This is a genomic window from Chitinivibrionales bacterium, from assembly GCA_035516255.1.
In the GTDB taxonomy this organism is placed as follows: Bacteria; Fibrobacterota; Chitinivibrionia; order Chitinivibrionales; family FEN-1185; genus FEN-1185.
Genome location: DATJAL010000052.1, coordinates 99,761 through 123,877 on the forward strand (window position 1 = coordinate 99,761; position 24,117 = coordinate 123,877).

Sequence of the window (24,117 nt, forward strand, 5' to 3'; positions counted from 1 at the left end):
GGAGAGGGGTGGCCCGGAGGGCCGGGGTGAGGTCTCAACGCGCAATCCAAATCCAACCAGTTTACTTCATTTCTTCCAACGCTTTTTTTATCTCCTCCACCAGCCCCGGCAGCGACGGGTCCCGCGCGCCCATCACCAGCACCGCGTCGCCCGGCTGGGCATTTTGCTTTATGAGGGAAACGAGTTCTTCTCGGGAGTGAACCGAAACCGCGGTCTTGCCTCGCCGCTTTACAAGGGATACTATCTGTTCCGATGAGATATCCTTGGTCGCCGTTCCTCCGGCGTAATAGATGGGGAGCAGGAACAGCGTGTCGTCATTCGTCAATTCCTGCGAGAACATGGCAACGAGGTCGTCCTTGAGAAAGCGCGTGGGGCCGAAGCCGTGCGGCTGGAACACGGCGAGCACGCGCTTCGCAAACCCGCGCGCGGTCTGAAGCGCGGCCTTTATCTTTTCGGGATTGTGCGCGTAATCGTCGATCACCTTGATGTCGCGGGGCAGGGTTGAAACGGCGAACCTGCGCTTGACGCCGCGGTAACCGGCGACCGACTTGACCAGGCTCGCGTCGCTGCACCCGAGAAAGTCGCATACCGAAAGGGCAGCGAGCAGGTTCGAAAGGTTGTGCTGGCCGGGAAGCGGCAGGGAATAGCTGACGGTTTCACGCATGAATGAAACCCGGGGCGTCACCGAAATCACGCTGGAAGGCGCGTAGGTCCCGGCCGCGCCGAAGGTGCGGGAGGGCTTGAGGATGTCAAGCTGGCGGTCGTCGGCATTGGCAAAAACGATTTGTGACTGCCGCGCGAGCGTCACGAACAGCTCAAGCGTCTCGGCAACGGGCTTGTGGTCTTTCGAAACATTGAGAAAAACGCTCAGGTACGGCTTGTACTTGGCGCAGGTGCCGTCGCTTTCGTCGGCCTCTATGACGAGAAGGTCGGACGAGCCTTTGTGCGCGTTGCCGATGTGCCCCTGCTCCTCGAGCCTTAAAAGCCCCGCGCCGGTGATCAGCGACGCGTCCTTGAGACAACCCTGCAGAAATTCCCAAATCATGGCCGTGACCGTTGACTTGCCGCTCGTGCCCGCGACGGCGATGGTCTTTTTTGTTTCCGCGATCGCAGCGAGCACGTCCGACCGGTGGAACACGGGAATGCCGCGCTTGCGCGCGGCCGCGATGTCCGGATTTGATTCCTCTATGGCGGTTGACACGACCACGGCGTCGGCCGCGGCAGCGCCCGAACCGTCTTGGGGAAACAGGGCGCAGCCCAGCGCGGCGAGCTTGTCCTCGGTGTCCTTGACTTCCGGGGAACCGATCAGCCGGTCAGATCCCGAAACGGTCAGGCCGTCCCACGCACAATACTGCGCGATCGCGCTCATGCCCGAGCCGAGCACGCCGGTAAAATGCAGGCCGTTGCAGGATGTCGCGTTAATCAATAAGGACAACGGTGCCCTCCGGGACGATGTCGAACAAATCTATGACGTCGCTGTTTTTCATGCACACGCACCCGTGCGACGCGGGCGAGCCGACCGCCGCCTCGTTGTTGGTGCCGTGGATGTAGATGTACCGCTCGTACGAATCAATGCCGGATCCGCGGTTAACGCCCTCTTCGCACCCCTCGAGGCGCAGGATGCGCGATAGGATCACGTTGCCGCCGGGAGCGCCCACGGGCCAGTCTTCGCCTGTGTCAAGACGGTCGCGGAACACCCTTCCGGCCGGCGCGCCGTGCCCGTATTTTTCCCTCACCCGGTGCACGCCCCTGGGCGTCTTGAAGGAGCCCTCGTTGTTTCCCGTGCCGAACTTGGAGGTTGAAACAGGGTATTCTTTGACTAATGCGCCGCTTTCTATGACAGACAATCGCTGTTTCGACGTGTCAACAAGCAGAAAGCGTTCCGGAACGGAGCCGAGCGCCCGTTTGATTTTATTTTCCGCCGATGAGTAATCCCTCATGCAGCCGATTTCTCTTAAGGAAAAATATCAGCCAAGGTTGTCATAGACATATTTTACGTAATAAAATATAATCAATATCCGCAAACGATACGGCAAAACAGAAAGGCTCATGCTCATGAATGACAAGCCAGTTTCCCTGAACCAGCCGCCGTCACACGAAGACACGTGGCGCATCTTCCGCATCATGGCCGAATTCGTCGAGGGGTTCGAGACGCTTTCAAAGGTCGGGCCGTGCGTCACCATATTCGGCTCAGCGCGCATGCCCGAGGGCGACCCCTATTACGAAATGGCGCGCTCGGTCGCGTCGCATGCGGTGAAAAACGGCTACGGCGTGATTACGGGCGGCGGCGGCGGCATCATGGAGGCGGCGAACAGGGGAGCATTCGAGGCGAACGGAACGTCCATCGGCCTCAATATCCAATTGCCGTTTGAACAGGTTCCCAACAAATACATCAAGCTACTGTTGAGCTTCAGGCATTTTTTCTGCCGCAAGGTGATGTTCCTCAAGTACACCTCTGCGGTCATCGTGCTGCCCGGCGGGTTCGGCACCATGGACGAGCTGTTCGAGGCGCTCACCCTCATTCAGACGCACAAGATCGACACGCTGCCGGTGGTCATGATGGGGAAAAAATACTGGGAGGGCATGCTTTCCTGGATGCGTAACGGTATGCGCAGCGCAGGTTACATTTCCAAGGAGGATTTGGATCTTGTCAAGCTCACCGACGACCCGAAGGAGGCGGTGGCGATTATCAATGCGTTTATGAAGAAGCGGCAGACGCAGGTAAATTTCGCCTGATAAATTATCTGGTGGGGGAAGCTCAGCCTGTCTCATAACTGCCTAAATAATCATAGCGCATGCCGGTCACGGCACCGGTTCTTCCTCCGGTCTCGCCTTCGGCTCGGGCTGCCACGGCGCGAGGCCGCTTCTCGGCGGCGTCCGGGCAGCACCGCGCTCTAGCGACGGCCTGCGGTCGCCCCTAACGCGGAACATCATCCTCTTTTTTTCAAACTCAATAAAGAACAAGGATAGAGGTCTACTAAAAACTGCGCACAAAACTACCACTATTGAAGAGGATGCACAAAAAAGCATGTGGAGCTTCGTTAATGGAACGGATAATATTCGGCGATAAATCTTTTGTCGGCCTTCAATGCAAAATTCATACTGTATAAGAAGTTGCAATACATTCTGGCATCTTTTAATTTAAATCCGCGCTAAAAATACCTTTTCACTGGTGTCATCCGGGAAAGCTGTTCACTGGAGACACGCCCCATTAGCCTGGTAATGAAAGAATTTTCCAAATACATCGCGGACAAATGGAACATTTCCGAGCCTCTTTCAAAAGAGTTGTGCGAGTGCTATGAGAAGGGATATTCTCCGTGGTACTGCGCCGACTACCGGCCGAACGTCGCCGCCGAGCTCGAAACGCCGGGCGTGTGGAGCATCTACGATTTCCTCCGCTCCATGGCCGAACTGGCGCCCAAGAAAAAGCGCCTGCTCAACGCGCTCAAGAAAAGCGGCAAACTCACCGATGAGCTTGAGAAGCAGATCACCCTCAACACCAATTCCAACGAGCTTGACGACATGCTGCTTCCCGAGCGCGTCAACCCGCGGAGCAAGGGGCAGCTCGCGCTGAAAAAGGGCCTCGGCGAATGCGCCGACGCCATCCTCCGCCAGGAGGAGGGCGCCGCGTCCCTCGACGACATCGTCGCCCCGTACGTCGGCAAGGACCCGTCGCTGGCGTCCGCGGACGACGTAGTTGCAAATGTCAAAGACATCATCGCCGAACGCTTCGCCTACGACGAGACCGCCCGTACCATGGTGCGCGAGTTCATGTACGACGACGGTTTTTTTGAGATCACCATGAAATCGAAAACGCCGGAGGCCGAACGTTTCGCGAAGTTCGCCGGTAAATCCCTGCCCGTAAAGACGCTTGCGAAAGAAGACCTGCTGATGTTCCTCGCCGGCGAGGACAAGAAACTTGTTCGCGTCAAACTCACGGTGCAATTGTTCCGCATCACCGAGCTGCTCAAGCACCATTTCGTGGTGAACCCGGATTCGCCGGGGTTTTCCGTCATCAGCGAGGCCATCGACGACAGCTGGCTGCGCCTTTTGCAACCCATCGCTGAACGTGACGTGAAACAGCGGCTGCGCACCGAGGCTGAAAGCTGGGCGCTTTCCGAAATGCACGTCGCGCTCGAAAAGCAGCTGTCGCTCGAAGGGGACGAGAAGGCCTGTATCGCCTGCGGCATCGCCGATAAAAAGAGTTTCGCCGTGGTCGCCTGCAACGACAGGGGCCGGCTGTTCGGCGCGGCGCTCGAGAAAAAGATTCCTCTCGACCGGCCCGTGGTGAGCGAGCGGCTCAGGCAGTTCGTGTCGCGCTACCGGCCCGAACAGATCATATGCGCCGACAACGAGAGCGCACCGCTGGCCGAGGCGATCATTGCAAAATCGATCGACGGGTTGACGTTGAATCCGAAAATCGTAAAAGTAAAGCACGGCGAGGGCCGGCCCGACCTCGCGGCGTCGGCCTGGATGAAAAAGGAATTTGCCGACCTCGAGGAGCCCATGCAGAAGGTGCTTGCGGCCGCGATCATGCACCTCCAGCCGCTGCGCCTGCTTCCAAAAATCGGACCAGAATATTTTTCGTTGCACCCGCTGCAGCCGTATGTTTCGTCAAGCCGCCTCGCCGAATATATCGAGCGCATTATCTCCGGAAGGGCGCTTAGCCGCGGCCTTGAGTCGAGCTTGCTCGCCGAAACGCTTCCCGCTTTATTGCTCGAGCCGTACGTGAGCGAGGCGGCCAAGAAGGAAATCACGAGCTGCAGCCTCAAATCACCTTTCGAAACAAAGGACGATCTTCTCAAGGTGCCCGGCATCACCGAAAGCGCGTTCCGGTGTCTCGCGGGATACCTGCTCATCCCGTCCGCACCGTTCGCCCTCGACCGCACCATGGTGCATCCCGATCATTTTTCGTGGCTCGCCGAAATGTGCGACCACCTGCAGCTCCCGCCCGACGCGCTTGTCAATGATCCCGAGGCGGTGCGGTCGTTTCCGGAATCCGATTTCGCCAAGAAGCTCTTCATCGAGAAAAAGCTCATTCCGCAGCTCCAGGCCGGCCGGCGGCAGGCCGCCGCCGGTGCGGCAACACGGCCACGCCACAAGCTCAAGCTCACCGAAATCCAGGAAGGCTCGGTGGTGACCGGCCGCGTCACCAACATCACGCCATTCGGCGTGTTTGTCAACATCAATGCCGTGTGCGATGGCCTGATCCACATCTCGCAGGTCGCCGACACCTATGTGGAGTCCGCCGACCAGGTGGTGAGCGTGGGCGACACGGTGAGCGTCCGCGTGCTCAAGGTCGACATCAAAAAGCGCAGGATCTCCCTCTCCATGAAGGGGCTGGGACATCAGGGTCCCAAGGCCGCTCCCTCCAAGCGCCAGCTCTCCGATTTGGCAAATCACTTCCAGAATCGCTGATCTTCATGGAATTTAAGAAATGCGGGCGTTCCCCCGCTTCGCGGGGTCGGCCGTCCTTCCGGTCCACCCCTTCGGGTGCTTCTCCCTCGTCAGGGATTTCCAAGGGTCACAAGGGTCGTCGTCCTTCGGTTCGGGCTGCCACGGCGCTATGCCGCTTCGCGGCGGCCGTCCGGGCAGCACCGCGCTCCGGCGCGGCCTCCAGTCCTGCGCACGGCATACGGTTTACTGCCGTAACCAAATAAACTTCACAAGAGAGAACTCGTGGATGAGTTTAAGTCACGTAGTGGCGGTATGTTTATAGAAAAACGGTTCTGGGGAAATAATGTTTTCCCCTCTCCTTGTGGGAGAGGGGGCTGGGGTGAGGTTACATCCGTTCCGGAGCCGAAACTCCCAATAAATCCAATCCTAATCTAATCACATTCCTTACCCCGCACGTCAGCAGCAATCTCGCGCATGACAAGGGCCTGTCTTCCGTCACGATCCGGTGCTTCTGGTAAAAGACGTGGAACTCGGCGGCAAACGCCTCGAGAAAGGCGGGAATGCGCTGCGGCTCAACGGCGAGCGCGGTCTGCACGAGCAGGGTGGGGAATTCGGCGATGCGCTTCATGAGGTCGAGTTCTTCGGCCGCGGCCAGCAGCGCCGGCGAGGCAGCGGCGATTTCTTCATCGGTAAAGCCCTGCTGCCGCGCGTGCACGAGCAGGCTGCACGTGCGCGCATGGGCGTACTGCACGTAATACACCGGGTTCTCGTCGCTCTTCTTTACCGCGAGCGACATGTCGAAGTCGAAATGGCTCGACAGCCGGCGCATGAGGAAGAAGTACCGCGCCGCGTCGACTCCCACTTCGTCAAGCAGGTCGGAGATGGTGATGAAATCGCCCTTGCGCTTCGACATCTTGAACGGCTTGCCGTCGCGGATGAGGTTCACCTGCTGGATGATGAAGTTCCTGAACACGGTCGCGCCGGGCGCAAGCACCTTCACCGCGGCCTCGAGCCGGGGAAGATAGCCGTGGTGGTCGGGCCCCCAGAACGTGCACGACTCGTCGTATCCCCGCGAGGCCTTGTGCAGATGGTACGACAGGTCGGCGAGAAAGTAGGTGGGCGAGCCGTCCTGGCGCACGAGCACCCGATCCTTCTCGTCCCCGAACTGCGCAGCCGTGAACCATTTCGCGCCGTCCTTCACTTCCACGAGTCCCTTCGATTCGAGCAGCCCGAGCGTCCGTGACGGGGCGTCCGATTTGTGAAGTTCGCTTTCGCGGAACCACCGGTCGTACGTAACGCCGTAGTGTTCGAGAATGTCCTTCTGCTGCGCCATGATGCGCTCCAGCGCCTCGCGGGTGAACAGCGCCGCTGCCTCGCCATCTTCCATCCGGCCGACCTCGGGATGGACTTGGGAGATTTCGATTGCCAATTCGCGAATGTAATCGCCCTCGTATCCTCCTTCGGGGATGGGACGGTCCTGGCCCGACGCCTGTTTGAAACGGCAGAGGATCGATTTGCCGAGCAGTTCCACCTGGTTGCCGTGGTCGTTGACGTAGTATTCGCGCTCCACGGCGTTGCCGATCCATGCATTGACGCGCGCGACCGTGTCGCCGATGGCCGCGGCCCGTCCGTTCACCACGACCATGGGGCCGGTGGGATTGGCGCTCACGAACTCGAACAGCATCCGCTTTGCCGGGTCTGCCTGGTTGCGGCCGAAAGCCTGCGGCGACGAGACCGCCTCATGCAAAACGCTGTGGAGAAAGGCGGCGCTCAGCCTGAAATTGATGAAGCCGCCCGTGACCGTTGATTTCAAACCGGGGTCCGGCCGCACGAACGCATCGTCCCAGGAAAATCCCGCCATTATTTTTTTCGCCACAACCGGGGGGCTTTCCTTGACGACCTTCGCGAGCCCCAAGGCAACGGGCGATGAAAGGTCGCCGTACGATTTTGTCTTGGGTTTTTCTATGGAAATGTCCAAGCCGCCGGCAGCGCCGCCGTACGCTTTGTCAATGGCGCTTTTCAGGCTTCGGGAAAGGTGCCGGTAAACGGACTCACTCATGCGGCGGCCTGTTCTGGCTCCGAGGCGGCGACGCCGGCCACAGCTCTTCGAGCGCGTAATACTCGCGGACCAGCGGGATCATGATGTGGACCACGACGTCGGAATAGTCGATGAGGATCCACCTGCCGTCCTGCTCGCCCTCGGAGTGCCACGGAAAAACGCCGCGCTCGCCGAGCTCGTCCACGATGCTGTCGCGTATCGCCCTGTTGTGGTGCGGGTTGTCCCCCTGGCAGATCACGAAATAATCGGCGATGCCGGATTCACGCTTGAGGTTGAGCACCGTGACGTCGTCTGCTTTTTTGTCAAGCGCCGCCTCGGAAATGAGGGGGATGAGCTCCTTGCCTCTGGGGATTCCTTTGGCCATTGTCAGCGCACATGCTCCTTGAAATCGGCGCCCACGAACACGGTCACGTCGTACAGGTCGCTCCCGTTCCGGATGAGGACCACCGTTTGAACGCCGAGCGCCTGCGCAACCTGCCGCGCGACGGCCTGATCCTTGGTGTGCGAGACCACCATGGTTCTGGCATAGTTGTCGGTCTTCGCGTTGCCCTCGTCCTTGACGTCGAATTTCCTCGCGCGCAGGAAATTGGCCATGGTTTTTGCCGCGCCGTCAATGCCGCACCCGTTGAGCACCTGGATTCTGCCGATAGAAGGGACCTTCTGGTCGGCTTCGGATTTCTGCGGCGCGGGAGTTTCCGCCGGCGCCGCACCCTTTGCGGAAGTGCCGGAAAGGCCCGCGACCATGGCGATGATGAGCACGATGCCGGTGACAAGAAGAATTACTGCGTTTTTCATACGCTACCTGCTTTTGGTCACGGTCAGTTGTTCCCGCTCACGACGCGCGGCGCGTGGAACGGGATTTCGTTTTCCGTCAGATAGACAAATGACAATACCATGATCCGGTTTCCCACCTTGCCGAGGAGCGCGGCGGGGCCGTTGAGCTCCACGGTACCCGAGCCGCGCTTTCCCTTGATGACGTAGGTGGTGAATCGGTTGCCGTTGTCGAGGTTGAGGACGTGCACCTCCTCGTAGGGAAGGATGCCCGCCTGCTCGAGGTAATCCTCGTCGATGGTGATGCTTCCCTCGTATTCGAGGTGGGCGCCGGTCACCATGATATCGCGTATTTTCGCCTTTAAAAAACTTCGCAGCATTGTCAGCTCCGTTTACCAGTCAAAACAAAAAAACCTTTGCCACAAAGACACAGAGGTATCGAGAAAAATAAAATAAAGTTAGAAGGTAGAGGTTGAAAATTAAAAGACCGGAAATCCGCCGTTGAATCATTATTCATCTAGGCACTGTGTCACCGTGGCAAATTTTTTTTATCCGGATCAAAACGAAAAACAAAATCTCATGCCGATATCTTCCGGAACAAATAATGCTGCGCCCTGCCGTTTTTGCCGTGCCACCTGCACGCTCATGTCAATGCCGCTCCACAGCAGGTCCGGGACCAGCAGGCACAATCCGAGCGGCTGAAACCGCGCACTGCGGTAATTCTGCGCGGCGAGCAGGCCGAGGGAACCTGCCGCCACGGCCACCATGAGCCAGCCCCTCACGGGCTGGTCGCGCCTGATCTGGTTGAACCCGGGAATAAAAAAACTCTGCACCGCGCTTCCCGCGTTGATCGTCCGCTTCTGTGAAATCCTTTCGCGGACCTCCGCGTCGGAATTGCCCGCCCTGCGCAGTTTGATATAGTCCTCTTCCGATATGAAAAGCTCTTTCCACGGATACCTGAAATACTCCGAAACCGTGATGCCGCTGGCCATTATTTCGTGTACTTTCGACAGCGGCAGGTTCGCGTCCTTGATTTTGTTCCATTCGGTTTCCGAAAGCCCGAGCTTCTCATACGCCTCCTTGTCGGCCGGCGTCATGTTGGCAGCTCCGCAGAGCAGGCCGAATAAAAGTACAACAGGTGCGCTGAGATGCGGAAAATATTTTAATGTATGCATGATTGGATAAAATCAATCGCACGGGGAGCGTGTGATCCGTTTCGCATATTTCAAGGGTAAAAATACTTAATTTTGCATAGTTCTCAAAGTGCGTTATTGATTTAATTGGATGAAAAAGCGGCCGGATTTGATGGTTTATTTATCCGTTTCGTTTTGATTTCACAATTGACGGTGGCATTGCGGTAACGGGTACACTGATTTTCCACGAAAGTTTGCCCGCGCGTTAGTAGGCTGTTGAAAAACTCCATAGGGGGTGTAAAATTGCTTGACTTTATGGCATGAAATGGCGATTTTATTTCGCCAGCGCATTTGTCAAGAAAACACCTCAAAACGAGTTTTTCAACAGTCTGTTAGGCGGGACTGGAGGCCGCGCTGGAACGCGGTGCTGCCCGGCCCTCGCCGAAGGCATATTGGGACCGTGGCAGCCCGAGGCAAAGCCGAGACCTGAAGGACGGCCGGCCCGAGCATGAGCAAAGCGAAGGCGAGGGGAACGCCCAGATTTCGCAATTTTATTTGATGGGTTAATTCGAACTCGTCATCTTTTTCAGCTCATCACGCAGCTTCGCCGCATCTTCATACCGCTCCTCCTCGACGGCCTTTTCGAGTTTCTGCTTGAGCGCGTCGAGCGGGGACAATTTCAGCTGCGGTTTTTCCGGAGCCTCGGGCTCTGCCGGCGGGAGCTCGGGCTCGCCGCCCTCCTCGGTGATGATGATTCCCGCCTTGTCCATTACCTTTTCGGCAACATACATCGGCGCGCCGAAGCGCAGGGCGAGGCAGATGGCGTCGCTGGGCCGCGCGTCAAAATCGAGGATCGTCCCCTTGAAATCGATGATGAGGCGCGCGTAAAACGTGTCGTCGATGAGGTCGGAGACCTCGATGCGGAGGATCTCGGCGCCGAGCGAGTCGAGCACCGACTTGAACAGGTCGTGCGTGAGGGGACGCGGGACTTCCACTTTGTTAATCTGGATGATGATGGACTGCGCCTGCTGGTCGTCGATGAAAATGGGAAGCGCGCGCTTGTCCGTGGTGCCTTTGAGAAAAATGACAAAGCGTTTGTTGAGAAGAGCGACGTTGACGATTTCGACGGGAAGCATGTTTTTTAAATCCATTTTCTTGATGAAAAATTAGCCGCTGAAAAAATACTTCATGGGCAAATACGAGAGAGCTATTAGAAAAAATGTGATGAGGCCGAAAAAGAGGTCTCGGCAGGGGCCGCTGAAGCATGTTGACAAAGCGAAGCATGACGACGCGTCAGGGCGGACTGGAGGGTGAGCAAGAACGAATTGTCATTTTCATTCCATGAGGTAAGGAAATTGCGTTTTTTATTATGCCGTTTGCCTCATGCCGGCCATCAAATCGCCCGGTCGTCGAGTAGCCGCTGTTAAGCCGCGTATCGAGACGCGGGCGGTCCGCCCAGTTTATTTGAGAAATCTTATAACGGCTCTACTTCTATCGTCTGCGTCCTGTCCGGTCCAATCGAAACCAGCAGCAGCGGAAGATCATAGCATAATTCCTGCAGCCGCTTGACATACTTCAATGCGTTTTTTGGCAGGTCGGAAAGCTTTTTGCACTTCGACAGGTCCGTTTTCCATCCGGGCATGGTTTCGTAGCAGGGCCTTGCCTTTTGCGCGGCCTCTATGGTGGTGGGGAAGACATCGACTTTTTTGCCGTCGATCTCGTAATGAGTGCAGATTTGTATTTCGTCAAGCGAATTGAGCACGTCGAGCTTGGTGATGGCGAGCCGCGTAAGGCCGTTGAGCTGCGCCGAGCGCCGCAAGAGCACGCTGTCGAACCAGCCGCAGCGCCGCGGCCTTCCCGTGGTGGCGCCGAATTCGCCGCCCTCGGCGCGGATGCGCTCGCCGAGCGCGTTATCAAGCTCGGTGGGGAACGGTCCGTTGCCCACGCGGGTCGTGTATGCCTTGACAATGCCGACAACGTGGTGAATGAGGGACGGGCCAACGCCCGCGCCCGTGCACGCCGCGCCGGCAATGGTGTTCGACGAGGTGACGAACGGGTAGGTGCCGTGGTCGATGTCGAGAAACGTCCCCTGCGCGCCTTCAAACAAAAGGTTTTTTCCGTTTTTTGCCGCGATGTTAAGCAACCCGCTCGTGTCCGCGATAAAGGGAAGCATGCGGTCGCGCAGTCCTTTGTACCGCTTCAGCATTTCGTCGAGGGAAGGTGACATCGGCTGTTTGTAAAATGACAGCAGCTGTTTCTTTATTTCGAAATTGTTCCGGAGTTTGTCGGAGAATGCCGCCCATTCCACCAGGTCGCCCACGCGAAGGCCGGTGCGCGAGGCCTTGTCTGCGTAGGCGGGGCCGATGCCGCGGCCGGTGGTGCCGATTTTTCCCGCGCCCATCGCCGATTCATTTGCGCTGTCCTGCAGTTTGTGGTAGGGCATGACCAGGTGGGCGAGGTCCGAGACAAAAAGCCTTCCGTCAACCGTGATGTTTTTGCCGCGGAGCTCGTCCACTTCCTTGAGAAACTGCTCGATGTCGAGCACCACGCCGTTGCCCACCACGCAGAGTTTCCCGGGATACATGATGCCCGAGGGGACCAGATGGAAAACGAACTTTTCCCTGTTGGCGATCACGGTGTGGCCCGCGTTCGCCCCGCCGTGGAACCGCACGACGATGTCGCAAAACCGGGCAAGGTAGTCGATCACCTTGGCCTTGCCTTCGTCCCCCCACTGCGTGCCAACAATCACTGCATTCGGCATGACGCGATTCTCCTTAAAAAAGAAAATACCGCTTTTTTTAAAAAGCGGTATGGGAATAATCTGTTTCCTGTGTTGCTGGTGACAACGGATTATAAATTACTAATTGTAAAAACAATAGTCAATGGTGCAGGACTTGAACCCTTTGGATAAAGAGAGGTTTTTCCACTGGAAATATTTGGAATATATCAAATAATGGTTTAAAAAAAATCACCCATGAGTTATTTTCCGAAGCTTGTAAAAAAAGAAAAAGAATCATGCCGACAAACCTGAATAATCCGCTCATCGTCCAGAGCAACAGCACGCTCCTGCTCGAGGTGAACAACCCGCTGTTTACCGATGCGAGGGACGCGATCACCCTTTTTGCGCATCTCGAAAAAAGCCCCGAACACATACACACCTATTCCATAACTCCCTTGTCTTTGTGGAACGCGGCCGCGTTAGGCATGACGCCCGCCCGCGTCGTTGAACTCCTCGAAACATTTTCCAAATACGAATTGCCCCAGAACGTTCCCGAGGGAATTTCCGAGCTGATGGCGAGGTTCGGCAAGCTCATCCTGGAAGCGTACGGAGACGGGCTTGCGCTGCGCTGCACCGACGCGGACATGATCAGGCACCTCGCGCGCAACCAGAAGCTTGCCGGCCTCATCGGCGACCCCATCGACGCATACCGGTACGGCGTGCCTCCTCAGAACCGGGGGGTGATCAAGCAGGCGCTCATTTCGCTCGGCTATCCCGTGCACGATGTCGCCGGGTATGTGGACGGCGACGCTTTTCCGCTCTCGCTCAAGAAAATCATCGGTGAAAACGTGACCTTTGTCATACGCGAATACCAGAAGCAGGCCGCCGAAAGCTACGCGGGCAACCCGCAGATGCCGGGCGGCAGCGGCGTGGTGGTGCTGCCGTGCGGCGCGGGAAAAACCATTGTCGGCATGTACGTGATGTCGCTGCTCAAGCGGCGCACGCTCATCCTCGTCACCAACGTCACGGCGGCCCGCCAGTGGAAACGCGAGCTGCTTGACAAGACGGACATTGCGGAAGGCGACATCGGCGAATACAGCGGGGAATCGAAAGACGTCAGGCCCGTCACCCTGGCCACGTACCAGATCCTTACTTACCGCAAGAAAAAAACAGACCCGTTTCTCCACTGGGGACTTTTTAATTCGCAGAACTGGGGACTCATCATCTACGACGAGGTGCACCTGCTGCCCGCGCCGGTGTTCAAGTTCACCGCCGATATCCAGGCGCGCCGAAGACTCGGCCTCACCGCCACGCTCATCCGGGAAGACGGTCACGAGAACGACGTGTTCACCCTGATCGGCCCGAAAAAATTCGACGTGCCGTGGAAGGATCTCGAACGCCAGGGATGGATCGCGACGGCGCGTTGCGTTGAAATCCGCGTCGACCTTGCGCAGGAGGAAAAGCTCAAATATTTCGGCATGACCCCGCGCGAACAGATACGGCTCGCCTACGAAAATCCGCGCAAAATCCCTATTGTCAAGGAACTCCTCGAAAAACACAAAAACGACCAGGTGCTCATCATGGGGCAGTATTTGTCCCAGCTCGCCATGTTCGCGGCGGAGTTCGACGAGCCGGTGATCACCGGCTCAACGCCCAATGACCGGCGCGACGAGCTGTACGAGCGGTTCCGGAAGGGCGACATCCGCGTGCTCATCCTGTCCCGGGTCGGCAATTTCGCGGTTGATTTACCGGATGCGAATGTCGCGATCCAGATATCGGGCTCGTTCGGTTCGCGCCAGGAGGAGGCGCAGCGTCTCGGACGCATCCTTCGCCCGAAAAAACAGGGGGATCAGGCGGTGTTTTATTCCATCGTGACGCGCGAGAGCAGGGAGCTGGATTTCGCCATGAACCGGCAACTGTTTCTGACGGAGCAGGGGTATTCGTATGAAATACGGTACCGGGAATTTGATTAGCCTTTGCCGCCCTCTTGATTTCATCCGAGCGTGGAGTATATCTTTTAGTAAAAGCTGAGTTTTTTCCTGTTTGGGATTTCAAGGAGTATAAATCATGAAAATTCGAATGGGTATTGCCTTCGTCGCCGTGGTTCTCGTTGCGTGCGTGAGTGAGACCAAAACCGCTTTGGATCTCACGATCATCCAGCCGCCTTATTATAAAGACCATATCGATACCATCGCCACGGATACGATCATCGTCGAAGGCGTGACCACCGTCGGCGCGATGGCAATGATCGGCGCAACGGAAAATCCCACCATACCGGTCGCTGTGGACAACAGCGGCCATTTCATCGGCCAGTTCGTCGTCGAGGATATGGAGGGGAATTATTCCGCTTTTGTCAAGGTTTCAATGGCCAATCACGATCCGATTCTCGAAAGCAGGTCGGTGTACTACAAGCCGCTGCATTAAGCCTTGCCCGACTGGCGGCGTAACCTTCGCCCACGACATCCCTTCATCCCCGATATGAAATCAAAACTTTTACCGTTGAAAATTTTCCATTTCACGGAAGACATCCTCTCCTCCCTTTCACTCGTCCTCACCGCCTTGTTTCCGGTGCTCGAGGTGATCGCCCGCGGCGTATTCCACACCGGCGTTTACAGCTCGGCGGAATACGTAAAGCACCTGGTAATTTTCGTCACGTTTCTCGGCGCCATGATCACCTCCCGGGAAGACCGCCATCTCTGTTTTGCGGTTGGCATAGAGCACGTTTCCCCTCCGTGGAAAGAATGGATCCAGACCGCAAACGCCATGCTTTCGGTGGTGGTGACGCTCTTCATCGGGTGGAGTTCCGTCTCGTTTATCAATACCGCATTTTCCCCTTCCGACAAACTCGGATTTTTCCCGTTGCAATGGGCGATGTACGTGATGCCGCTGGGTTTTACCGTGATGCTGCTCAGGTTCGTTTCGCACGCGCCGAAGGGGGTGCTTTTTAAAATCATCGCGGCAAGCGGAGCGGGCGTTATCGCATTACTCGGATTTATTTGCGGCCCCTATCTCCATTTCATGGCATGGCCCGTCGCTGTGGTACTTTCGGCAGGCCTTTTTCTCGGGACGCCGGTCTTTATCGTTGTCGGCGGTTTTTCACTTTTATTTTTCGGACTTTCACAGGGTTCGTTTGAAATAATACCCAACGAGGCATACACGCTGCTCACCGGGCCCAACATTCCCGCGATACCGCTGTTCACCCTTGCCGGGTTCATCCTGTCCGAAAGCAAGGCAGGGGAGCGGCTGGTGAAACTTTTCAGGGAACTTTTCGGATGGCTCCCGGGCGGGCTCGGCATTGCGGCGATCCTCATCTGCACGTTTTTCACCTCGCTTACCGGCGCGTCCGGCGTCACCGTGCTCGCCTTGGGCGGGCTGCTGCTGTTTATTCTCATGGAAAACGGTTACAAGGAAAAGTTCGGAACCGGCCTGGTAACGGTAAGCGGCGTGGGCACCCTGTTCCCGCCGAGCATGCCGCTCATCATGTACGGGATCGTTGCGCAGATCAACATCAAGCACCTTTTTATCGGCGCGTTTTTCCCGGGCTGCATCATGGTGATCGCGCTCGCCGTTTACGCCTTTATGACCGCGAAAAAGGACGGAGTCAAACGGGTGCCCTTCAATGCAAGGAACGCGATACTGTCGCTGCGCGAATCACTTTGGGAAGTGCTGCTCCCTGTTCTGATATTAGTTGTTTTTTTCAAGGGGATTTGCACCCTTGTCGAAACTGCGGCAATCGCGGTGCTCTACCTGATTGTCGTGGAAACGCTTGTCACACGCGACATCCCTCTGCGCAAGCTGCTCACCGTGTGCGTCAAAAGCATGCCGGTGATGGGAGGCGTGCTCATTCTGCTCGCCGTGGCCATGGGACTTTCCTATTATCTGGTAGACGCGCAGATCCCGCAGCACCTGGCCGGATTTACGCAGCGGTATATCCATTCCAAACTACTTTTCCTTCTCATCCTGAATATGCTGCTGATCGTCGCCGCAAGCCTCATGGACGTGTACGGCGCCATCATCGTGATCGCGCCGCTTGTCATTCCGCTCGGCAGGGCGTATGGGATTGATCCCGTCCACCTGGGCGTGATCTTTCTTGCCAATCTCGAGCTTGGCTATCTCACTCCTCCATTGGGGCTTAATCTTTTCCTCTCGTCATTCCGCTTTAACAAACCGCTGCTTTCCATTTCCCGCTCCATCATTCCGTTTTTTATCGTGCTTTTCATTGCGCTTATGGTAATCACCTATGTTCCGGCCGTGACCACAGGAATTTTCCCCCTGCTGCATATCAGCCGGTAAATTTCGGGTATGCCGTTTCATTATATGTAATGGAAGAGAGAATATTGACTTTATTCCTCGCCAGACCTATTTTTGAAAGATTCGCAATGACCCCGCTGGTGGGAAAAAACCGTAAATCCCGGGGTATCGCTGTCTGAATTTTTTCCGTTTTCGCCCCCTGAAAATCTTCGCGTTTTTTGTAAAGGCTTTTTGTATGCCTCGATAAAAATCTGTTTGTAGCAAACGGGAAACGACATTGTATCATTTTGTAAATCAACCACTTTCATCATGGTCAGGAAAAAAGAATAGGCTATGAGTACCCCGCTGAGTTATGCCGATGCAGGCGTTAATATTCCGGCCAAGACCGCTGCAAGAAAGCGCATTGTCAAGCTCGTTGAATCCACCTTCAATAAAAACGTTGTCGGCAAGTTCGGGCACTTCGGCGGCATGTTTTCAATTGCCGCGCTCAAGGGGTACAAGAAACCAATACTCGTGTCTTCGGTTGACGGCGTGGGAACCAAGCTCAAGATCGCTGCGGAGACCGGCGTACACCACACCGTGGGCATGGACATTGTCAACCACTGCATCAACGACATCCTCGTGCTCGGCGCAAAGCCGCTGTATTTCCTCGACTACATCGCGACGGGAAAGCTCGAGCCCGACGTGTTTATCAAGGTCGTTTCCGGGCTCGCCAAGGCGTGCAAGGCGGCCGACTGCGTGCTGATCGGCGGCGAAACCGCAGAAATGCCGGGCATGTACCAGGCCGGGGAATACGACATCGCGGGCACCATCGTGGGCGTCGTTGACGAAAAAGACGTAATTGATGGAAGCGAAATACGAAAAGGAGACGTCATCATCGGCCTGCGTTCCGACGGCCTGCACACCAACGGGTACAGCCTGGCGCGGAAGATCGTGAAGGACGTCGCCCGAAAGACCTACTTCGACGTTCTCCCCGAAACCGGCCGCACCCTCGGCGAGGAACTGCTCCGGCCGCACCGGCCCTACAGCCCGGTGCTCGGCCTGATGCGAAAGGGTCTCATCCGCGGGTGCGCGCACATCACGGGCGGCGGATTCGTCGACAATGTAGACCGCATTCTTCCCAAGGAGTGCGATGCCGCCATCGACTGCCGCACGTGGACGCCCGACCCGATTTTCACCTGGATGCAGAAAACGGCCAATGTTCAAAATCATGAGATGTACCGTACTTTCAATATGGGAATAGGCATGGTGCTCGTAGTCAAGCCTATCGATACGGACAAGGTACTCGGGGCAAAGGAGATTTCAAGGTTTGAACCGCGGGTGGTGGGAACAATAACACAGGGAAAAGGGAAAGTTAATCTGACGTTTTAAGCAAGTTAAAAGTTTGAAGTTGAAAGCGAGAATCTCAATAGCAACAGGTATATTTTTTTTCTTTCAACTTTCCACCTCTAACTCTAACAATTTGTAAATTTTATCAAAATTGACCATGTTTAAAAAATTCTTGATTTTCAACACCGCCTCGCGGCAGAAGGAGGAATTCGTTCCCCTTCACGATCCGGTGTCCATGTATTGCTGCGGCCCGACAGTGTATAACTTCGCGCATATCGGCAACCTGAGGACCTACATTTTCGAGGACGTGCTCAAACGCGTGCTTCTTGCGCTTGGCTACAAGGTGAAGCATGTCGTCAACATCACCGACGTGGGGCACCTGACCTCCGACGCCGACACCGGCGAGGACAAAATGGAAAAAGGCGCCAGCCGCGAGGGGAAAACCGTGTGGCAGATCGCCGAGTATTATACCGGTGTTTTCAAGCAGAACTTAAAAGACCTCAATATCATTGAACCCCAGGTGTGGCCCAAGGCCACCGACCATATTCCCGAAATGATTAAAATGATCGCGGCGCTCAAGGACAAGGGGTTTACTTATAAGACCGGCGACGGGATTTACTTCGATACCACAAAGTTTCCGGCGTACGCCGATTTTGCGCGGCTCGACATCGACAACCTGCAGGCGGGAAGCCGCGTTGACATGGGCGACAAGCGCAGCGCAACCGATTTCGCGCTGTGGAAATTCTCTCCCAAAGACAAAAAGCGCCAGATGGAATGGGACAGCCCGTGGGGAAAAGGCTTTCCCGGATGGCACATCGAGTGCAGCGCCATGTCGCTCAACTACTGCGGCCAGCCCATCGACATACATTGCGGGGGCATGGACCACGTGCGCGTGCACCATACCAACGAAATAGCCCAGGCCGAGGCCGCGACCGGCAAGCCGTTTGTCAAGTACTGGCTCCACGGCGAGTTCCTGGTGCTCGACAAGGGGAAAATGGCGAAGTCGTCCGGCGATTTTCTGACACTCGATTCCGTCAAGCAAGCGGCCGTTCCTCCGCTCGCCTACCGGATGTTCTGCTATACCGCGCATTACCGGAGTCCCCTTATGTTTTCGTGGGACGGCCTTAAATCGGCGGCGCAGGGTCTTGCCAACCTCAAGAAACTGATTTTTTCCGAGACGAAAAAACCAGCGGCAACGGGCTCCGTATCGCACGAGACCGTTGATCGCATTCTCGGGCCGTTTTACGACGCACTTTGCGACGACATGAACATGCCGGTCGCCTGCGCGCATGCGTGGACGGTTCTCAAAGACAAGGCGCTCAGTGCAGAGGAAAAATACGAGGCAATCGAAGCGGCCGATACGGTACTCGGCCTTGATCTTCTCAAGGATGACCGCGCAAAAGAAATAATCTCTGAAGTCGAGAAGAACGATGTGCGCCTCAAGCTGATATCGTCTTCCATTCTTGAAACGTCGCTGATAGACAAGGTCGTGTCGCTCGCTGCGGCGCGCCAGGAGGCGCGACGCAGCAAGGCCTTTGACAAAGCGGACCGCATCAGGAAGGAATTGGCCGGCCTCGGCGTGGAAATCAAGGACCTGCCGGGCGGGATAGCCGAGTGCCGCGTGGCAGCCCGGCCGTAAAAATCATCCAACAAGGAGCTGAACCGTGATGAATGAAAAAGAGAATTCGCTGTCAAACGATCTGAGAAAAATGCTGGTCGGCAGCGAAATCGAAGAACAGATGATGAAGCGCAGGGAAATATTCCTGTGGGGCGACATCAACGACGAATCGGCGGCCTCCGTGGTGCAGAAGATCATCTATTTCGACGGCCAGAGCAACGAGGACATCACCCTGTTCATCAACAGCCCCGGCGGCATGATAAGCTCGGGGCTCGCCATCTATGACGTCATGCAGTATGCGAAATCCGACATCAGAACGGTGTGCATGGGGCTGGCCGCGAGCATGGGCGCCGTCGTACTGTGCGCCGGCGCAAAGGGAAAACGCCAGAGCTGGGAAAACGCCCGCATCATGATCCATCAGCCGCTTATCGCCGGCAATTTTTTCGGCCCGGCTTCGGAAATCAAAATACAGGCCGAGGAAATGCTGAAGGTGCGTGAACGGCTCAATGAGATATTGGCCGAGCATTCGGGCCAGACGCTCAAAAAGATAGAGGAGGACACCGACCGGGACTATTTCATGTCGGCGGAAGAGGCTGTGAAATACGGCCTTATCGACACCATTGTAAAAAAATTATAATAAATTATAATATTTTGACATTAAATTCCAACATATAGTATATTTACAAAACTTTTTCGCTAAAACGCCGATGTAGCTCAGCTGATAGAGCATCCGATTTGTAATCGGATGGTCGGGGGTTTGAATCCCTCCATCGGCTCCAATAGTGGAACAGCGGCGCAAGTCAACAATCAGATGGGTAGGTGCCCGAGTGGTTAAAGGGGATGGACTGTAAATCCATTGGCTGACGCCTACGGTGGTTCGAAACCATCCCTACCCAGATAAACATGCGGGCATAGCTCAAGTGGTAGAGCTCCACCCTTCCAAGGTGGCTGTTGTGAGTTCGAGTCTCATTGCCCGCTTATGCAAACTATCGCCCATGTAGCTCAGTTGGTAGAGCACATCCTTGGTAAGGATGAGGTTCACCGGTTCGATCCCGGTCGTGGGCTTTTCGGAAATGAACCAGGGTAGATACTAAATAAACCTTTTCACCTCACTATACCAAGGGGAGTGTCATGGCAAAGGAAAAGTTCTCACGCACAAAGCCGCACGTGAATGTCGGGACCATCGGTCATGTCGACCATGGTAAAACCACGTTGACAGCCGCGATTACGCGGGTGATGTCGTCCAAGGGCCTGGCCAAGTACATCTCTTACGACGAGGTCGCGAAGGCGTCCGAGTCACAGGGCCGTCGTGACGAGACCAAGATCCTCACCATCGCCACGTCGCATGTGGAATACGAGACCGAAAACCGCCATTATGCGCACGTTGACTGTCCCGGACACGCGGACTATGTCAAGAACATGATCACGGGCGCGGCCCAGATGGACGGCGCCATCCTCGTGGTGAGCGCGGCCGACGGCCCCATGCCCCAGACGCGCGAGCACATCCTTCTCGCCCGGCAGGTGGGAGTTCCCTATATCGTCGTCTTCCTGAACAAGGTGGACACCGTTGACGATCCAGAGCTCCTTGAACTCGTCGAGCTCGAGGTGCGGGAGCTGCTTTCCAAGTACGAATTCCCGGGCGACCAGATCCCCATCATCAGGGGAAGCGCGATCCAGGTGTTGCAGAACCCGGACGATCCGGCGAAGCAGAAATGCATCCTCGATCTCATGGCCGCCATCGACAAGTATATCCCCACGCCCAAGCGCGAGACCGACAAGCCGTTCCTCATGCCGGTTGAAGACGTGTTCTCCATCACCGGCCGCGGCACGGTGGCCACGGGCAGGGTGGAGCGCGGCACGGTCAAGGTTGGAGACGAGATCGAGATCGTTGGCATCAAGGACACGCGCAAGACCGTGGTGACCGGCGTCGAAATGTTCCGGAAGCTGCTTGATAAAGCGGAAGCCGGCGATAACATCGGCTGCCTGCTCCGCGGCGTGGAGAAAGACGACATCGTGCGCGGCATGGTGCTCGCGAAGCCGGGTTCCATCACCCCGCACAAGAAATTCAAGGCGCAGGTATACGTGCTTTCCAAGGAGGAAGGCGGACGCCATACCCCGTTCTTTTCCGGGTACCGTCCCCAGTTCTACTTCCGCACCACCGACGTCACGGGAAGCCTCGTACTCGACAAGGGCGTCGAGATGATCATGCCCGGCGATAACGCGGCGCTCGAAGTGGAGCTCATCGCGCCCATCGCCATGGAAAAATCGCTGCGCTTCGCCATCCGCGAGGGCGGACGCACGGTTGCTTCCGGCGCGGTATCGGACATTGTCGAATAACGGAGAACACTCGAGGATGCGCCCGGCGGCGCATCATCGGTTTACAAGCGGTAACACTTTAAAAACGTATCGGCGGTACAAATGCCCAGAGAGATGATTTCGTTGGAATGCACGTCATGCAAGAGAACCAATTATTCGCTCATGAAAAACAAACGCAAGCATTCGGAGCGTCTCGAGCTGAAAAAATACTGCCCGTTCGAACGGAAACGTACGGTTCACAAAGAAGCGCGTTGAGTACCCATTCTCTCTTAGTTTTCCCTTTGTGCCAGTCGCAGCGGCGTAGCGGAAGTGTTGCAACGTACCTCGCCGGAAAAAAATGGCTCTATGAAAAATTGTAAACCGAACATGACGCTGAAAACGTTTAGGTCTGTAGCTCAATTGGTAGAGTAGTGGTCTCCAAAACCATTGGTTGGGGGTTCGAGTCCCTCCAGACCTGTTACCTCTGACAGTGGAAGACGTATGAATAAACTAATTCAATATCTGAAGGATGTCAGGGCGGAGATGGGCAAGGTGAGCTGGCCCGCGCGCAATGAATTGATGGGCGCCACTTGGCTCGTGATTGTTCTCAGCCTTCTCATGGCTATTTTTGTTTACACGTGCGACCAGGTGATAAACCGGATCATCGGTTTGTTGCTCAAGATCAACCTGTAGAAACGCTCACGAGGATTTTTCATGGCAAAACGCTGGTATGCCGTCCATACATACTCGGGCCAGGAAGCGCGGGTGATGGAAGTCATCACCGACCTTATCGCCGCAGGCGAGATGAAGGAACAGATCGGCCAGGTGCTCATGCCGACGCACGACGTGGTCCACGTGAAAAACGGCAAGAAGATCAAGACGACGCGCAAGTTCTTCCCGAGCTACATCCTGGTCGAGCTTGAATTGAACAAGGATACGTCGCATTTCATCAGGAACATCAACGGCGTCACCGGCTTCGTGGGAGGGAAAAAGCCCCAGCCGCTGCGCGACGAGGAAGTCGCGCGGATCCTGGGACAGACCGAAAAAAGCACGCGGCAGCAGATTTCAGAGGTACCATACGAGATCGGCGACGCGGTGAAAATCAAGGAAGGGCCATTCAAGGATTTCGACGGCGTGGTTGACGAAATACACCCGGAAAAAGGGAAAATAAAGGTCATGGTGAGCGTGTTCGGAAGATCCACGCCGGTCGAGGTGGACTTCATGCATGTCAATCCGATCAGTTGACGGTGATTAAATTGATTAATGTGATTGACAGGATTTTAAATAGAGAATAAATCTTTTTCGATATTTGAAATCACGGCCATCAAAAGAATCATGTAAATCATAGTTAGGGGGCAAGTACCTTGGCTAAGAAAGTAAGCGCAATCATAAAGCTGCAGATCCCGGGCGGTCAGGCGAACCCCGCGCCGCCGGTGGGACCCGCGCTGGGCCAGCACGGTGTCAACATCATGGAATTTTGCAAGTCGTTCAATGCGAAAACAAAAGACGCGAACGGCATGATCATCCCGGTGGTGATCACCGTTTACGCAGATCGGTCGTTTACGTTCATCACCAAGACCCCGCCGGTGTCTGTGCTCATTCTCAAAGAGCTCGGCCTCGAAAAGGGGTCGGGCGTGCCCAACAAGGACAAGGTGGGAACGCTCAACAAGGCGCAGGTAAAGAAAATCGCGGAAATCAAGATGCCCGACCTTAACGCGGCAAGCCTCGAAGCAGCAATGAACACGGTCGCGGGAACGGCGCGGAGCATGGGCGTCAACGTCGCGGACTGAAGCGAAGCACACAAAGGGAGTTCTGATACATGAAACGTCACGGCAAGAAGTGGAAGGCCTCGCGGGCAAAGATCGACAAGACCAAGGAGTATCAAATTCCGGAGGCCGTGGAATTTTTACGTACCAATAAAACCGGCAAATTCGACGAGACGCTTGAAGTCGCGATCAACCTCGGCATTGATCCCACGAAGAGCGACCAGAACGTCCGCGGCGCGGTGGTGCTGCCGCACGGCCTTGGTAAAACCGTGCGCGTGCTCGCGTTTGCCCAGGGCGCAAAGGCCGAAGAGGCAAAGGCGGCGGGCGCCGACCACGTGGGCGCTGAGGACATGGCCGAAAAAATAAACGGCGGGTGGCTGGAGTTCGACGCCTGCATCGCGACGCCCGACATGATGAAAGTGGTGGGCAAACTCGGAAAGATCCTCGGCACGCGCGGACTCATGCCCAACCCCAAGGTGGGCACGGTCACCATGGACATCGGCAAGGCGGTCAAGGAACTTAAAAAGGGCAAGGTCGAGTTCCGCGCGGAAAAAGGCGGCATCGTCCATGCTCCGCTGGGCAAGCTCTCGTTTGACGCGGACAAGCTTATTGAAAATGTAAAGACTTTTCTCGAGGCGCTGGCAAAGGCGAAGCCCTCGTCCGCAAAAGGGCAGTTTCTCAAGAAGGTGGTATTGAGCAGCACCATGGGGCAGGGCGTCAAGCTGGTGACGGCGACCGAAGCCAAGGCCTGACGAGGACTTCCCGGATTTCATAGAAAA

23 protein-coding genes and 5 tRNA genes are annotated in these 24,117 nt (G+C 56.1%); 19 read left to right on the forward strand and 9 right to left on the reverse strand.

From position 1 onward, the window contains the following. Nucleotides 1-61: 61 nt before the first annotated feature. Together VLX68_15715 and VLX68_15720 are read right to left on the reverse strand one after the other, a co-directional pair. Nucleotides 62-1,435, reverse strand: a complete 1,374-nt coding sequence (locus VLX68_15715) for a Mur ligase domain-containing protein (protein ID HUI93695.1) — start codon at nucleotides 1,433-1,435, stop codon at nucleotides 62-64. Next, the gene (locus VLX68_15720) at nucleotides 1,419-1,940 is read right to left on the reverse strand and encodes a L,D-transpeptidase (GenBank protein HUI93696.1); all 522 of its coding nucleotides are present in this window, start codon (nucleotides 1,938-1,940) and stop codon (nucleotides 1,419-1,421) included. The genes VLX68_15715 and VLX68_15720 overlap by 17 nt, the downstream gene beginning before the upstream one ends. A 115-nt stretch (nucleotides 1,941-2,055) precedes the next feature. Here VLX68_15720 and VLX68_15725 point away from each other — a divergent pair, with 115 nt between their 5' ends. Together VLX68_15725 and VLX68_15730 are read left to right on the forward strand one after the other, a co-directional pair. Next, nucleotides 2,056-2,736: a TIGR00730 family Rossman fold protein gene (locus VLX68_15725; protein HUI93697.1), complete on the forward strand. Its 681-nt coding sequence runs from the start codon at nucleotides 2,056-2,058 to the stop codon at nucleotides 2,734-2,736. A gap of 486 nt (nucleotides 2,737-3,222) precedes the next feature. Next, a complete protein-coding gene (locus tag VLX68_15730; GenBank protein HUI93698.1) occupies nucleotides 3,223-5,418 on the forward strand; it encodes a Tex-like N-terminal domain-containing protein in 2,196 nt (731 codons plus the stop codon). 364 nt (nucleotides 5,419-5,782) lie between these two features. Here VLX68_15730 and argS read toward each other — a convergent pair whose 3' ends face one another. The 7 genes from argS to VLX68_15765 form a co-directional block, all read right to left on the reverse strand. After that, a complete protein-coding gene (gene argS / locus VLX68_15735) occupies nucleotides 5,783-7,456 on the reverse strand; it encodes an arginine--tRNA ligase (protein ID HUI93699.1) in 1,674 nt (557 codons plus the stop codon). Then, on the reverse strand, nucleotides 7,449-7,820 hold the full coding sequence (gene rsfS, locus VLX68_15740; GenBank protein ID HUI93700.1) for a ribosome silencing factor: 372 nt from the start codon (nucleotides 7,818-7,820) through the stop codon (nucleotides 7,449-7,451). Before rsfS ends, argS begins: the two co-directional genes overlap by 8 nt. A 2-nt stretch (nucleotides 7,821-7,822) precedes the next feature. Continuing rightward, nucleotides 7,823-8,251 (reverse strand): LytR C-terminal domain-containing protein, encoded by a 429-nt coding sequence (locus VLX68_15745; protein HUI93701.1) that lies wholly within the window; start codon nucleotides 8,249-8,251, stop codon nucleotides 7,823-7,825. A gap of 23 nt (nucleotides 8,252-8,274) precedes the next feature. Further along, nucleotides 8,275-8,607, reverse strand: coding sequence for an aspartate 1-decarboxylase (gene panD, locus VLX68_15750; protein HUI93702.1), 333 nt, complete (start codon nucleotides 8,605-8,607; stop codon nucleotides 8,275-8,277). A 177-nt stretch (nucleotides 8,608-8,784) separates the two neighbouring features. Then, nucleotides 8,785-9,324, reverse strand: a complete 540-nt coding sequence (locus tag VLX68_15755) for a hypothetical protein (protein ID HUI93703.1) — start codon at nucleotides 9,322-9,324, stop codon at nucleotides 8,785-8,787. A 599-nt stretch (nucleotides 9,325-9,923) separates the two neighbouring features. Beyond that, a complete protein-coding gene (locus tag VLX68_15760; GenBank protein ID HUI93704.1) occupies nucleotides 9,924-10,496 on the reverse strand; it encodes a bifunctional nuclease family protein in 573 nt (190 codons plus the stop codon). A 338-nt stretch (nucleotides 10,497-10,834) separates the two neighbouring features. Further along, nucleotides 10,835-12,121 (reverse strand): adenylosuccinate synthase, encoded by a 1,287-nt coding sequence (locus VLX68_15765; GenBank protein ID HUI93705.1) that lies wholly within the window; start codon nucleotides 12,119-12,121, stop codon nucleotides 10,835-10,837. Nucleotides 12,122-12,375: 254 nt separating this feature from the next. Between VLX68_15765 and VLX68_15770 the strand changes: the two genes are divergently transcribed. From VLX68_15770 to rplA, 17 genes are all read left to right on the forward strand, one after another. Continuing rightward, nucleotides 12,376-14,052 (forward strand): DNA repair helicase XPB, encoded by a 1,677-nt coding sequence (locus VLX68_15770; protein ID HUI93706.1) that lies wholly within the window; start codon nucleotides 12,376-12,378, stop codon nucleotides 14,050-14,052. Between the two features lie 94 nt (nucleotides 14,053-14,146). Continuing rightward, a complete protein-coding gene (locus VLX68_15775; protein HUI93707.1) occupies nucleotides 14,147-14,503 on the forward strand; it encodes a hypothetical protein in 357 nt (118 codons plus the stop codon). Between the two features lie 54 nt (nucleotides 14,504-14,557). After that, a complete protein-coding gene (locus VLX68_15780) occupies nucleotides 14,558-16,372 on the forward strand; it encodes a TRAP transporter large permease subunit (GenBank protein ID HUI93708.1) in 1,815 nt (604 codons plus the stop codon). 291 nt (nucleotides 16,373-16,663) lie between these two features. Continuing rightward, a complete protein-coding gene (gene purM, locus VLX68_15785) occupies nucleotides 16,664-17,701 on the forward strand; it encodes a phosphoribosylformylglycinamidine cyclo-ligase (protein HUI93709.1) in 1,038 nt (345 codons plus the stop codon). Between the two features lie 115 nt (nucleotides 17,702-17,816). After that, nucleotides 17,817-19,298, forward strand: a complete 1,482-nt coding sequence (gene cysS, locus VLX68_15790) for a cysteine--tRNA ligase (protein HUI93710.1) — start codon at nucleotides 17,817-17,819, stop codon at nucleotides 19,296-19,298. A gap of 28 nt (nucleotides 19,299-19,326) precedes the next feature. Beyond that, nucleotides 19,327-19,914: an ATP-dependent Clp protease proteolytic subunit gene (locus VLX68_15795; protein HUI93711.1), complete on the forward strand. Its 588-nt coding sequence runs from the start codon at nucleotides 19,327-19,329 to the stop codon at nucleotides 19,912-19,914. 66 nt (nucleotides 19,915-19,980) lie between these two features. Next, a tRNA-Thr gene (locus VLX68_15800) sits at nucleotides 19,981-20,056 on the forward strand. 34 nt (nucleotides 20,057-20,090) lie between these two features. Then, nucleotides 20,091-20,173 (forward strand) — tRNA-Tyr (locus VLX68_15805). 9 nt (nucleotides 20,174-20,182) lie between these two features. After that, nucleotides 20,183-20,255: transfer RNA gene (locus tag VLX68_15810), tRNA-Gly, on the forward strand. Nucleotides 20,256-20,268: 13 nt separating this feature from the next. Continuing rightward, nucleotides 20,269-20,342: transfer RNA gene (locus VLX68_15815), tRNA-Thr, on the forward strand. A gap of 66 nt (nucleotides 20,343-20,408) precedes the next feature. Beyond that, on the forward strand, nucleotides 20,409-21,614 hold the full coding sequence (gene tuf / locus VLX68_15820; GenBank protein HUI93712.1) for an elongation factor Tu: 1,206 nt from the start codon (nucleotides 20,409-20,411) through the stop codon (nucleotides 21,612-21,614). 81 nt (nucleotides 21,615-21,695) lie between these two features. Further along, the gene (gene rpmG / locus VLX68_15825) at nucleotides 21,696-21,848 is read left to right on the forward strand and encodes a 50S ribosomal protein L33 (GenBank protein ID HUI93713.1); all 153 of its coding nucleotides are present in this window, start codon (nucleotides 21,696-21,698) and stop codon (nucleotides 21,846-21,848) included. A gap of 129 nt (nucleotides 21,849-21,977) precedes the next feature. Further along, nucleotides 21,978-22,050, forward strand: a tRNA-Trp gene (locus tag VLX68_15830). Between the two features lie 23 nt (nucleotides 22,051-22,073). Beyond that, entirely contained in the window at nucleotides 22,074-22,265 is a 192-nt protein-coding gene (gene secE / locus VLX68_15835) for a preprotein translocase subunit SecE (protein ID HUI93714.1), read from the forward strand. Nucleotides 22,266-22,286: 21 nt separating this feature from the next. After that, nucleotides 22,287-22,817: a transcription termination/antitermination protein NusG gene (gene nusG, locus VLX68_15840; protein ID HUI93715.1), complete on the forward strand. Its 531-nt coding sequence runs from the start codon at nucleotides 22,287-22,289 to the stop codon at nucleotides 22,815-22,817. Nucleotides 22,818-22,936: 119 nt separating this feature from the next. Further along, the gene (gene rplK / locus VLX68_15845; protein ID HUI93716.1) at nucleotides 22,937-23,362 is read left to right on the forward strand and encodes a 50S ribosomal protein L11; all 426 of its coding nucleotides are present in this window, start codon (nucleotides 22,937-22,939) and stop codon (nucleotides 23,360-23,362) included. 29 nt (nucleotides 23,363-23,391) lie between these two features. Next, nucleotides 23,392-24,090, forward strand: coding sequence for a 50S ribosomal protein L1 (gene rplA, locus VLX68_15850; GenBank protein HUI93717.1), 699 nt, complete (start codon nucleotides 23,392-23,394; stop codon nucleotides 24,088-24,090). Nucleotides 24,091-24,117: the final 27 nt, after the last annotated feature.